This is a genomic window from Corynebacterium sp. HMSC074A01 (assembly GCF_001831515.1).
Classification (GTDB): domain Bacteria; phylum Actinomycetota; class Actinomycetes; order Mycobacteriales; family Mycobacteriaceae; genus Corynebacterium.
Genome location: NZ_KV825625.1, coordinates 427 through 12826 on the forward strand (window position 1 = coordinate 427; position 12400 = coordinate 12826).

At 67.4% G+C, this 12400-nt stretch carries 9 protein-coding genes and 3 pseudogenes; 6 read left to right on the plus strand and 6 right to left on the minus strand.

From position 1 onward, the window contains the following. The 6 genes and pseudogenes from HMPREF2550_RS11925 to eccB form a co-directional block, all read left to right on the plus strand. Positions 1-180, plus strand: a pseudogene (locus tag HMPREF2550_RS11925) (DUF4192 domain-containing protein); the annotation flags it as partial. Between the two features lie 160 nt (positions 181-340). Beyond that, positions 341-484 (plus strand): hypothetical protein, encoded by a 144-nt coding sequence (locus HMPREF2550_RS12320; protein ID WP_016456431.1) that lies wholly within the window; start codon positions 341-343, stop codon positions 482-484. A gap of 91 nt (positions 485-575) precedes the next feature. Further along, positions 576-1001: a single-stranded DNA-binding protein gene (locus HMPREF2550_RS08725; RefSeq protein WP_016456430.1), complete on the plus strand. Its 426-nt coding sequence runs from the start codon at positions 576-578 to the stop codon at positions 999-1001. A gap of 146 nt (positions 1002-1147) precedes the next feature. Further along, positions 1148-2029 carry a tRNA pseudouridine(38-40) synthase TruA gene (gene truA, locus HMPREF2550_RS08730; RefSeq protein WP_083279290.1) on the plus strand — a complete coding sequence of 294 codons (882 nt, stop codon included), beginning with the start codon at positions 1148-1150 and terminating at the stop codon, positions 2027-2029. 49 nt (positions 2030-2078) lie between these two features. Further along, complete coding sequence (locus HMPREF2550_RS08735) at positions 2079-4238, plus strand: DUF6541 family protein (protein WP_070570997.1); 2160 nt, start codon at positions 2079-2081, stop codon at positions 4236-4238. A gap of 97 nt (positions 4239-4335) precedes the next feature. Continuing rightward, positions 4336-5631 (plus strand): type VII secretion protein EccB, encoded by a 1296-nt coding sequence (gene eccB, locus HMPREF2550_RS08740; protein ID WP_070421280.1) that lies wholly within the window; start codon positions 4336-4338, stop codon positions 5629-5631. A gap of 333 nt (positions 5632-5964) precedes the next feature. On the opposite strand, the pseudogene HMPREF2550_RS12325 reads toward eccB, so the two are convergent. From HMPREF2550_RS12325 to HMPREF2550_RS08770, 6 genes and pseudogenes are all read right to left on the minus strand, one after another. Then, positions 5965-6309 (minus strand): annotated as a pseudogene (locus tag HMPREF2550_RS12325) (integrase core domain-containing protein); the annotation flags it as partial. Continuing rightward, positions 6215-7117: a transposase gene (locus HMPREF2550_RS08750; RefSeq protein WP_070421282.1), complete on the minus strand. Its 903-nt coding sequence runs from the start codon at positions 7115-7117 to the stop codon at positions 6215-6217. The pseudogene HMPREF2550_RS12325 and the gene HMPREF2550_RS08750, both read right to left, overlap by 95 nt. A 470-nt stretch (positions 7118-7587) precedes the next feature. After that, the gene (locus HMPREF2550_RS08755; RefSeq protein WP_070790720.1) at positions 7588-9360 is read right to left on the minus strand and encodes a penicillin-binding transpeptidase domain-containing protein; all 1773 of its coding nucleotides are present in this window, start codon (positions 9358-9360) and stop codon (positions 7588-7590) included. A gap of 111 nt (positions 9361-9471) precedes the next feature. Then, positions 9472-10356 carry a serine hydrolase gene (locus HMPREF2550_RS08760; RefSeq protein WP_070790721.1) on the minus strand — a complete coding sequence of 295 codons (885 nt, stop codon included), beginning with the start codon at positions 10354-10356 and terminating at the stop codon, positions 9472-9474. Further along, positions 10353-11234, minus strand: a complete 882-nt coding sequence (locus tag HMPREF2550_RS08765; protein WP_070421285.1) for a LysR family transcriptional regulator — start codon at positions 11232-11234, stop codon at positions 10353-10355. Before HMPREF2550_RS08765 ends, HMPREF2550_RS08760 begins: the two co-directional genes overlap by 4 nt. Positions 11235-11756: 522 nt before the next feature. After that, positions 11757-12315, minus strand: a pseudogene (locus tag HMPREF2550_RS08770) (NADPH-dependent FMN reductase). Positions 12316-12400 lie beyond the last annotated feature (85 nt).

Below are 12400 nucleotides of genomic sequence, written 5' to 3' on the forward strand. Positions count from 1 at the left end.
CACGCCACAGGCCAGCCGGGGCTAGCTGGCGTGGCTGCGCAGCGAGCCACCGAGATCGGGCCAGACGAGAACTTCCCGTCGCTGGTGGCGAAGCTGACCGATATCGGCCAGGGCGAGCGGATGGTCGAGCTTGTCCGCGAGGGCGCTGAGAAGACCCGCACGATCTTGTTTGCCGAGTAGCACCACACACCCCGTTGTAGCAATGCAACGGGGTTTCTTTTTCTCGCGGGGCCTTGGCTTGCGACGACAGACACCGCAACGAGGCAGGGGAGTGACCTTTAGACAGCAGAGCTGTCTCCAACAGACGGATTGACCATCAATCCGAACAAGGAGGCACGTGATGCGCGACATCACCCACACCGACCTGGAACTGCTCTACCAGCTCGCCGACGGCATCGACGGCGAGGACGCCGATCCGGGCGCAGCACAAGAACTGCGCGACCTAGAGGCGGCAGGCACACCGCTGCCCTGGGCAGTGTTGTAACGACAGCGCAACCGCCCCGCAGCAGCAAAGCAGCTGCTTAAGTACCCAAATTGCACGGCAAATCACACCCACTCACGTAAGGAGAACCAACATGTCCAACCCCTTCAACAACGGCACCATCGTCGGCAACGCAGCTCGCGCACCCAAGCTGTTCGAGCACGCAAACGGCGGCGCGACGGTGAAGCTCAGCGTCTATGCGCGCAACACCTTCAAGAACAAGTCCACCGGCAAGGTGGAAAGCGAGATCGTGGAGCTGACCGGCTACGTCCAGGACGCCGCGAACCCCGGTGTGTTCGGCTGCATCGGCTCCGGCGATCGCGTTGCGGTGAGCTACTCGCTCAAGACCGACGTCTACACCGACAAGGACGGTGTGAAGCAGTACCCGCTGGTGGCGCGCATCGACACGGTGCAGCTGATCGATTCCAAGAAGGAGTCCGCTGCTCGCGCTGCCCGTCGCGGAGGCGAGGCGGCGACCGCCGCCCTGGCTGGCGCTGAGGGCGAAGAAGTACCGTTCTAACTACGAAACCCCGCAGGGAACATACGACCTGGGGTTTTGTGAAGCGATTTCAAACGCATCTAGTGGCGCCATTTATGGTTGGGGGCATGGGCGCAGGAAAAAGTGATTTCGACGTTGTAGGTGACCGTGCGGACGATCCGGAAGAGATGGTGCGCCTGCGGTTCGATGTCGCTTACGACGGCACGGACTTCCACGGTTGGGCGCGCCAGAAACCTGCCGGTGGGGAAGAGCTCCGCACGGTGCAGGGCGTGCTGGAGGACGCGCTGAGCCTGATCCTGCGCTACCCGGTGGAGCTGACGGTGGCCGGCCGGACGGACGCGGGAGTCCACGCCGCCGGGCAGGTGGCGCATGCGGATATTCCGGTGTCGTCACTGGACCAGAGGTCGATTGAGGGGGATCCGGGGAGGTTGGTGCGTCGATTAGCGAAATTGCTTGATCCCGACGTGCGCGTTTCGGCAGTGTCCGCCGCGCCCGACGGCTTCGACGCGCGTTTCTCGGCGTTGACGCGCACCTACCGCTACCGGGTGACCACCGCGGACGGCGGCGCGCTGCCCCTGCGCGTGAGGGACACCGCGGTGTGGCCGAAGAAGGTGGACCTGGACGCGGCGCAAGAATTCGCGAATGCCGTGGTCGGGCTGCACGACTTCGCGGCGTTCTGCAAAGCGCGGCCGCACGCCACCACGATCCGGGAGGTCCGCTCGTTCGAGTGGCGCGACGTGTCCACCGGTGAGGAACCCGAGCTCTACGAGGCGGTCATCGTCGCCGACGCGTTCTGCTGGCACATGGTCCGCGCGCTGGTGGCCACGTGTCTCGACGTCGGCTCCGGCAAGCGCGACGGTGAGTGGGCCGCGGCTTTGCTGGGGGAGAAGGAACGCTCTGCCGCGGTGAGTTTGGCACCCGCAAATGGGTTGACCCTCCTCGGCGTCGACTACCCGGCAGATAACGAACTCGCAGCTCGCGCTGCAGTGACGCGCGACCGGCGCGACGCTTCGGAGGTGCACTCCGAGTCTTCCCGGGCGACGGAATAGACTGCTTGGGCAGGAATTGTCCGAACGAGTCGCCCCCGGGAGGTAGCGCATGGATGCAGTCGGTGCCGTGTGGTTGGCCATCGCTGTATTCACATTGCCGGGGCTGATCTTCGCGTGGGTCGCGGGCGCGAAACTGCCCGCTGCGGCCGCGTCGTCGCTGCCCGCGACCTTCGGCATCGTCGGGTTGGGCAGCTGGATGTACGGCGCGATGGGAATCCGCTTCGGGTGGCCGTCGTTCATCGTTTTCTTAGTGCTCATGCTGTGTCTGGCGGCCGGGTGGCGCTACGCGTTCGCGCGGCGGGCGAGAAAACGCGCGGCGAAGAATTGGGTGCGTGCCCTGTGGCCGGGCGACTGGCGGCGCGGCAGTATCGCCGACCCGTCGTGGGTGCTGCCCGGCGCCGGCGTCGTGGCTGGCGCGTGGATGCTGATCGCCAAGCAGCTCGAACTCCAGTCGAAGGTGCCCGGCCAGCTGGACAATATTGTCCAGGGTTGGGACATCCAGTGGCACGTCAATGCGGTGCGCTTCATCATGGAGGAAGGCATTGCCTCGCCCACGCGGATGGGCGAGCTGCAGAACCCCGAAACGCACATCGATCTTTTCTATCCTTCCGCTTTCCACGCGGCGACGGCGCTGTTTGCCAGCGCGGGCGACCTCGCCCCCGTGGAAGCCGTGAACCTCGCGTCGATCGTGCTGCCGAGTCTCGCCCTGACCGCCGGCGCCGCTGGTCTGGCGTGGGCGATGGCGCGCGGCCGCGGCATGGTCGCGCAGATCGCCGCGGGACTGGCCGCCATCGCGGTGTACGCCTCGCCGGTGCTGGTGTGGATCCCGGATTTCGTGGGCATGCGCCCCTACATCGTGGCGATCGGACTGTCCGGCATCGTCATCGCGTTGTTCCACCAGGTGCCGCGCTACCGCGCGCTGGCCCTGCCGACGCTGTTCGCGTTCTTAGGCATGATGCAGGTCCACCCGTCCGCGGTGCTCGTCGTGGTGCTCGCCGTGCTGCTGTACTGGCTGACCTACCTGGTGTGGCGCCCGGACCGCTCGCGTGTTAGCGATGTCCTGTGGCTGGCCATTCCGGCGCTCGGCGCGACGGTGGCGTTCCTCCCGCAGCTCATCGCCGGCCAGACTCAGGCCGAAGAGGTGAACACCTGGGACGCCAGCGAGAATGTCACTTCAGGGGAGGCCTGGGAGAAGGCGTTCAAGATGAGCACCCGCCACGTGGGCGAGTTCTTCCCCGACTTCGACCCGACCATCCTGCTGTGGCTCGCCGGCTTCGGCGCGATCGCCATGGTGGTCTGGCGCGGGCAGGTGTGGGCGCCCGTCTTCTACGGGCTCATGACGGCCAGCGCGGCGCATGCGCTGCACCCGTTCGACGGACTGTGGGAACCGCTTTTGACCCTGCTCGGGTCCCCGCACTACAACTCCGCGCACCGCATCATCACGGTCGTGGCGCTGACCGTCATCGCCGGTGCCGCTGTCGGCGCCGCGATGATCATCCGCGTGTTCACGCTCGCTCCCGTCGCTGCCCGCTACGGCACCCGCCCGTGGGTGTGGGGCACGTCGATTGCCTCCGCTATCCTCGCGGTTCTCGTCGGGTGGGGCACCGGCGCCTGGGCGTCCACCGTCGCCGTCGACGGCGCGAAGATGTCCTTCGACGCCTCCCGCCTCAACGACCGCATGGTCGACGACGACCAGCTCACGGCCTACGCCTGGCTCGCCTCCCGCCCGGAGGCTCACGAGGGCTTAGTCATGGGCGAATCCACCGACGGGTATTCCTGGGCCTACGCCATCGACGGCGTGCCCACAGTCGCCCGCCACTACCTGTGGCCCAACGGCGGCCTGGGCGTCGACTCGAACCTGCTCGCCGACCGCGCCGGCCAACTCGGCGCCGGTGAACGCGGCCGACCGAACGAGAAATCGCCCGCCGACGACGCCGCCGCCGACCTGGGCGTCCGCTTCATCGTCTCCTCCGGCAACACCTTCTGGCCCGGGCCCAAAAACTGGCAGGTGGACAAGGCCCTGTGGACCACCCCCGGCGTCACGCCCGTCTACCAGCGCGGTCGCGTGACCATCTTCGCCGTCAACGCGCAGCTCACCCCAGCTGAGATCAAGGAACTCCAGCGCGACGCCGTCGCCAACGGCGGCTCCACCGAGCTGCCTGAGCTGACTCCGACGAGTGAGGAGCTGGCGGCCGCGGGCGTCGAATAGCGTTGCGCACTTCAGTGCGCATTTTCGGGTTGAAGCCCGCCCCGCATGCGCTTAGCGTCGTTTAAAGAAGCCATTGCTAATCGACGGGGGCGTCCACATGGCTCAGCACACTCATGCCGTTTCGGGGGAGACAAAGCAGGCGCGCAGGCTGTTGCCGACGACGCGTTCGCAGGTTTCGGGGCACCGTTTCATGCGCCGGCGCGTGGAGCACGGGCTCATTTACGGGGATATCCGGATGATTCATGATCCATTGGCGGCACGGCGTCGTTCGGCGATCTTCGGGATGGTCGCGGTGGCGCTCATCGCGGCGGGATCGGGGCTGTTCGCGTGGTTGCGGCCGAATCCGGATCCGGGCGCGGCGGCGATTCTGCGGGCCAATGACGGGGCGATGTACGTGCGGGTCGGGGAGGTAGTGCACCCGGTGACGAACCTGACGTCGGCGCGACTGATCGCAGGCAGTGCGGAGGAGCCGCAGCGCGTGGGGGAGGAGCGACTCACCGAGATGCCGCGCGGTGTGCCGTTGGGTATCGCCACGGCGCCGGCGATGTTCGCGCCGGGTGATGCGGTGGATGCTGCGTGGTCGGCGTGCGAGGGGGAGGAGCGTGTCACGGTTGTCGCCGGGGAACCGGTGCAGCAGCTTGCCGACGGGCAGGCTGTCGCGGTTACTCAGGGCGGCAACGAGTGGATGCTCACCAATGAGGGGCGCGCAAAACTCCCGCCAGACAGCGATGCACAGGGCAGGCTGATCCGACGCGCCCTGGGCATCGACGCGCGGGTCGTCCGCGCAGACATCAGTGCGCCGGTGCTGTCCGCGATCCGCGAACTTCCGCCGGTCCGCCTGCCACACCCATTGCCGCGCCTGTTGCTCGCCGACGGCACCGACGAAGCATGGGCTGTCACACAGCATGGCGGCATTCAGCCCGTTTCGGAATTACAGAAGCAGTTGCTTATCGACGCCGCCGCACCCACCTCAACCTCTTCCCCCTCCCAGATTGCCGCGTATCCGGATGCCCAAGTCCCGCTAGATATCGCCGTTCCGGAGAAAGCGCCGGAGTGGGTTGATCCACAAGGATCGGCCGTGTGCGTGACGGAGTCAGGCTCTGTTGCACTCGTTGCCCCAGATTCGGATGTCTTGACCGCAGGATCGGTCGAGCTGTCCGGTGACAGCCCCGCGACCCATTTCGTCGGGTTAGCCTCCGGTGCTGTCGGCGTCGACACCGGTGCCGGCTACCACGTCGTGTCCGCTTCAGGTCAGCGCCATCTGGTGGATACCAGGGACAACCTCGACGTCGTCGGCGCACTGCACGTGGACACCGTTCCGTGGAGCATCCTCAGTCTCCTGCCCGAAGGCCCGGCCCTCACACGCGAGGCAGCGCTGACCGCGACCTACTGATAGCGCTGCGACGCCAGTCAATCTGGTCTCGGTGCACTACCTTCGCGGCGAGTTTTAGCCGTGGTGAATGGAGCGATGCCGGGGTCGGCCCTGGAGGAGTATCCGTCGAAAAGCGCCCACTGCGACAGCAAGGGCGGCGACGAGCACGACGCTTGCGACCGTGAAACTGCTTCGGTGTGGGGCAGCGGAATCAATGGTCGCAATTGGGCGCGCACGCAGCGGTGCGGTGTCGGGGCTCTGCTCGCGTTCGACGAATGGGACAGCCCGCAGTGGGTCGACGGCCCCGCCGTGCGGTTCCGCGGAGGCGGTGATCATGATAGTCAGTGCAGCTAATCAGGCGGCTTCAAAGGCATTCGGCGAGCGGTAGCCGGACCATGAGTGCAAACGTTTCGTGTTGTACCGGGTGCACCACCGAAACACATCCCGGCGGCACACCAGCTGACTTGGAAAAACAGGCTCATCCTGAAGGACTTCCCGCTTCAGTGACGCGTTGAACGACTCCGCCAACGAGTTATCCGCACTCGTCCCGATCGCTCCCATCGACTGGGTGACGCCGAACTGCTCACACAACCTCCGGTACTGCTCAGAGGTATAAACACTGCCGTGATCCGAGTGGAAAATCGCCCCATTCAGGTCTCCTCGTACCTTCCAGGCCATCGTCAGGGCTTCGGATGATAATCCGCATATCTGTGGGGTATTTGTCGAGGTTAATGCCCAGTGGTTCCCCGGCCCAGGATCGCATCCGGGAAGTGATGTCTGCGACATAAGCGTCCGTGGTGTCGCTGACCGTACCGCCCGCGCGGATGATGCCTTGTTTGATGCCCTCGCCGAGCGTGGAGGCGATGTCGCCGATCTGCCAGGTCACCGGCAACCCCACCGAATACGCCAGGCCTTGTTGGTTGAGGTGTCTCAGAAAGGCCTGGGATCCGCCGGCGGAATCCGTGCGTATCAGCAAACGCTTCCCCCACTCCTGACCATCGACGCGGTTGGGGATCGCGGCCAAGGCCTGGTCGAGGACGTCCTTGTGGTCGTCGGCGGTATTCGAGCCGACGTTGTCCGGACGCAGCAGGACGGCTGCGGGTTCACCGGTCAGCCCGTCGCCGTGGTCGATGATCGCGCACAGCGGGTGGAACCCGTAGTGCTTCTTCCAGGTCGGGGCCGCTTTTTCCTTGTCTGAGTGGGCGAGGATTTCCGTGGCGTCCAGGTCCAGAACCAACGGAGCATCGGTGCTGGCCGCGGCGGCGGGGTTGCGGGCACCGCAGGCGGTCCAGTCCGCGGTACGGGCTGTTTTCATGCCGGCCAGCACCGCGGTTGTGCCGGCACCGGCAGCTTCGTCGTCGTGGTCGGCGAGTTCCTTGCGGCGGCGGTGCACCGTGGAGTGCGACGGCACCTGGTCGACCAGGCCGGTGGCCACCAACGGGCCCAGGAGATCAACATCGCCTGCGTCGTCCCCGCTGAGGGCCAGTGCCAGGGCTAGTGCGGTCATGGTGTGCAGCAGGTTCGGGTTCTGTCACTCGGCCAGTTCCACGTCGATGGCATCGGCGACTTTGACGGCGTCGGCGGTGGCGGCCAATAACATGAGTCCGGCGTTCGAGCACAGTTGAGCAGGAGCGGGGTACCGACATGGAAGCTGGTAGTCTTCACCCTGAAGGTGATCCCTTCGAGCAGGCAAATTGTGACATCAACAACTACTAATTTGCCTGGTCAATGGTCACTTTCCTTGGATCTTCACCACATGTCAGTCGGCTTCCCGTGAAAACACCGGGTTACCTTCTCGAATATGTTGACCGACAGTGAACGACTCCTCATTTTTTAACGCAGAAGTTGACGTGATCACCCGAGGTATTGCGGACTTTTGTCCGGAACGTCCTCTTCCGCCCCCTGAATGGGGCTGACCTGCACTAATACTACTTTTGGGGGATCGACGTGAGCGTTGGCCCGGGTGATGGGGTCCGCTCAGCGCCACTCCGACATCGCGTCATCGCGCAGGAAACGGCCCGTGGCCGCCACCGCCGGTCCCGAGGACTCCGCCCCGGCGACGAAGGTGCAGAACGCAAGGTCACCCTTGATGCCGGCGAACCAGCCGTGGGCGGGCCGGTTGCCCCCGACCTCCGCGGTCCCGGTCTTGCCGCCGAGACCGTGGATGTCGCTCAGGCTGGCGGCGGTCCCGGAGTCCACCGTCTCCGCCATCATCGCGCGCAGGGCCCGCACTGTCGCCGGGTCGAGCGGCTCGGGGTCCTGATCGGCGGTGGTCTCCTCACCCTGGATCAGGGTCGGCAGCACCATCCGGCCGTTGTTGCCCAGGGAGGCCTCCATGACGGCCAGCCCGAAGGGGGAGGAGAGGACCTCGCCCTGGCCGATGGCGGCCTCCACCCGGGCCGCGCCGGGCTCGGTGACGGGGACGGAGCCGGTCACCGAGTTCATGCCGGGCGCGGTGAAGTCCACGCCCAGTCCGAGACGCGCCGCCGTGTTCCTCATGTCGTCCGGCTCCAGATCCTGGGAGATGAAACCCTGGGTGGTGTTGCAGGACTGGGCGAAGGCCTGCGTCATGGAGACGTCCCCGAGGGCGAAGTTGCCGTCGTTGGGGATGACGCGGCCATCGATCTCCGCGGTGGCGGGGCAGGCGACGGTGGAGTCGGGTACCACGGTGCCGCGTTCGAGGGCGGCGGCGGTGGTCACCGTCTTGAAGGTGGAGCCGGGCGGGTACAGCCCGCTCAGCGAGACGGGGCCGAGGGCGTCGGCGGCGTCGTTCTGCGCGACGGCGATAACCCCGCCGGTGGAGGCGCTGAGGGCGACGATCGCCGCGGGCTGCTCGATCGGCTCCAGGGCCCGCTTCGCGGCCGTCTGCACCCCGAGGTCCATCGTGGTGCGCACGGGTTCGCTCTCCGCCGGTTCCACCTGCCCCAGGATGGTCGTGCCGGTGGGGGAGGTGGCCTGGAGGGTCCAGCCGGCGTCGGCCGTGATCTTCTCCGACCAGTAGTCGCGCAGGCCGCCGTCCACCGGGGAGGCGGTGTCCCGGGTGGGGCCGAGCATGCGGCCCTCCTCCCGCAGGTCCAGTCCCTTGATCGCCCGCAGGGCGTCCCCTATCACGGCGAAGTCCCGCTCTCGGAGGGTGAACAGCCCCACCGGGGAGCCGTCCCCGGACTCGATCTGGGCGGTGACGGATTCGGCGGTGGAGGTCGGCACGACCGGGCGGACGGCGGCGGCGATCTCCCCGGCCCGCGGGATCAGCTCCGGGCCCGCGGAGACGACGGTGACAGGTGTCCAGGACAGGATGTCGGTGCCGTTGCGGTCGGTCACCGGCAGAGTGAAGGTCTTGTCGTCGGAGTAGAGGAAGCGACTGTCCCCGTTCAGCTCCGTGGAGAAGATCCGCTTGTCCCAGGTGATGAGGTCGCTGTCCTGTTCGGAGAGGGTGATCGTCCCGGTGGTAGTGGACTCATCGCCATTCGGGACGGTCCAGGTGGCGGTGATCTCGGTGGCGCCGTCCTCCTCGCCGCCGGCGTCCAGTTCCACGCTGGTCCCGCCGATGCCCGCGCGCAGCTGCTCCAGGTCGGCTGCGGCCCGGGCGGGATCGTCGCTGAGTGTGGCGGCACCGGCGTCGTCACCGGCGTTGAAGGCGGCGACGAACTCGTCCACCGCGTCCCGGAACCAGGGCACGGTGCAGGAGGAGAGCGCGAGCGCCGTAGCGGCGAGCAGGGCGGAGACACGGACAGTGGTGCGGGTGGTCATGCCGGATGAGATTAGGCCCACGGGCTCACCGCTACCACGTTCCCGCACGACTTCCGGCCAGTCGGGAGACGAATATCGCCTGCTCGGCGGGGTGTTCTCCGGTGGGAAATCTCAGCGCGACATGCGCAGTTCATCGACGAGTAACCGGGCGATGCGGCCGATCGCGGCGTCCGCGGCCGCGAGGTTCGGGCCGCTGCGGGCTGAACGGGTGATCACGGCGACGACGATGGGTGCCTCCTCGTCGACGGCCACCACGGAAACCTCGCCGCGCACGGGGCCGATCGTCCCGGTCTTGCCGTGGAAGCGCACGCCCCCGGCGGGGAAGCCGGAGGGGATCCGGTGGCCCCACACCTGCTGCCCGAGCACGGTCCGGGCGAAGGCACGGGAGACCCCGGTGAGATCCGGGCCCGTCCAGATCCAGTCCAGCAGGCGGCACAGCTGGCGTGGGGTGCTCACCGAGCGGTAGGTGGCCGGATCCTGGTGGACCCGGGGGTAGGAGACCAGCAGCCGGATCGCCTCGCTGGCCGCGGAGCCGTCCTCTGGAAGGGCCGGGAGTTCGGACTCGGTGGTGCCCGGGGCGACGATCGTGGTGTCCTCGAGATTCGCCAGGGAGACGACCTCCCCGACCAGGCCCGGTGGGAGACGCCGCTGCAGCACCCGGGCGGCGATGCTGTCGGAGAGCACCACCATCTGACGCACCAGATCCCGCAGGCTCATCGTCACGGGATCGGCGAACAGCCCCACTCCCGGGGTCCCGACCGGGCCGTCATCCGTGCTGAGCGTCACCGCGTCGAGCGGATTCAGCAGCCCGCGGTCCACGGCTAGGCAGAAGGCGGCCAGGAGGTGGACCTTGTACATCGACGAGATGCTGGTCTGACTGTCGGCGCCGACCCCGACGCCGGCCGCCTCTTCGCCGACCGGGGGCGCCCAGCACCAACCGTCACAGCCCGCGGCGACCAATTCGGTGCCGATCCGGGCCCGCAGGCTCCTGGTCATCCGGTCTCTCCCAGACGCCCGAGGGAGCGCCGCAGGGCACGGTCCACGACGTCGCGCAGATCCCGCTTTCCGACGGCCCCGCCCCGTTGCGGCGGCACCACACACCGCAGCCGCAGGTGGAAGGCCGTCGGCATCGGGAACGCGGGCAGGCCCCCGAGTTGATCGGGGGTGAGCAGCACCATCGCGCCTCCGGCACCGAGCCGCGCGGCCAGGGCCGTCCGGTCCGGCCACAGCTCGGTCTCCGGGTGCAAGCCGATGGTGAAGAAGGCGTCGGCCAGGCGTCCGGCGGCCGCCGGGCTGACGGCGGCGGTGTTGTCCAGCAGGGTGTGTCCCCGCAACGCCGCCCAGGTCGCGGGCTTTTCGGCGGGCCCGGCGAGCAGCCGGGGAACCTCGTGCAGCTGCCCGCGAGACAACTCACCCGTCGGCGCCGGGTCCTCGATGACGGCACAGTCCAGACGGCCCTCGCCCACCCGGGTGACCAGCTGCGACACCTCGGCCGTGTGCACACTGACCCGGCCGACGTCCCGCAACGCGGAGGTGAGGTCGAAGGCGATGCCCGGCGGCACCGAGGGGGCCAGCCCCACGCGTACCTCGGCCCCGGCGTCGGTGATGGCGTGGGCCATGCTCTGCAGTTCCGTGGCGTCCCGGACCAGAATCCGGGCCTGCGGGAGCAGGGACCGGCCGGCCTCGGTGAGGGTGGCACCGGTGGCGGAGCGGCGGATCAGGTCGAGGCCGAGATTCGACTCCAGACGTTTCAGCCCCTGGGACACGGGGGACTGGGTCAGCCTCAGCCGCTCCGCGGCACCGGTGACGCTGCCCTCCTCGGCCACGGCGACGAAGTACTCCCAGTGCCGGAGGGAATTCGGTCGAGTTGTCATGTGCCCCGAGCCTAGTGGAGGGGACTCTGACGAGCTGAGCGAGGTACGGGGAACAAGGGCTCACCGGGCCTGTCGTGCAGCGGATTGCCGTGGTGGGTCCAATTCAGGCGAAGATGCGTATGACAGCCGAACCGGCACCGTCCCGGGCCAGGGGAGAGACCCCTTTTCCCACGGCACCAGAACTGATCTGTGCGAGGGGGAATCGGCGAACTTCAGCTACCTGACCGCCACCCTGGATGCGTCCATCCGTGGAGCGGGACCCGCGGTCGGGGAGTGGCCGGGCAGAATCCACCGGGTGGAACCCCGGTCCCCTTCGAGGACGACCCCGACCTGACGGACAAGCGGTTTACGGGCAGTGGAGGAGATCCTCGACTGAGAGCCGCACGCCCGAGGTGGTCCGGGAGATGCGGGGCAATCCGGAAGAACTCGAACGGCTCGGCATTGAGGCGAGCAACGAACGACAACGCGGCGGGAAACCACAGGTTTCTCGCCGCGTTCGGCCTGGTTCAGACCAACTACCGGTCAGCCGCGCAGCGTCTTGAGCGCCTCCGACCAGGCGGTGACCTGGTTGAACACATCGGTGAGAGCGCCGGTGGCGCCTTCGGTCGGGGTGAACTTCGACATGTCCTCGAAGTCGGAGCTGAAGGGCAGGAACACCTGGGCGCGGACGTCGGCCATCTGCAGTTCCGCGGCGATCAGCCGCCACGCCTCCACGGAGCGGGTGCCGCCGGCGCTGCCGTAGCTGACGAAGCCGATGGCCTTGTTGTTCCACTCCGCGTACAGGAGGTCCACGGCGTTCTTCAGTGCGGCGGGCACGGAGTGGTTGTACTCCGGGGTGACGAAGACGAAGCCGTCGTAGGAGGCGATCTTCTCGGCCCAGGCCTTGGTGTGATCCTTCGAGTACTGGCCCATGGCCGGGGGCATGGGCTCATCCAGCAGGGGCAGGTTCTGGTCGGGCGATGTCCACGAGCTCGAACTCGGCGCCGCCGTGCTGCTGCGCGTGCTCGTGCACCCATTCGGCGACCTGGGGTGCCAGGCGGTTGGGGCGGGTGCTGCCGACGATGATGGCGATGCGGGTCATGGTTTTACCTCCGAATAGTGGTGGTGGTGACATTCCCGTCTCCCACGCTAGCTGGGGCCTGACCCCCGGAAAGTAGACACGTCGG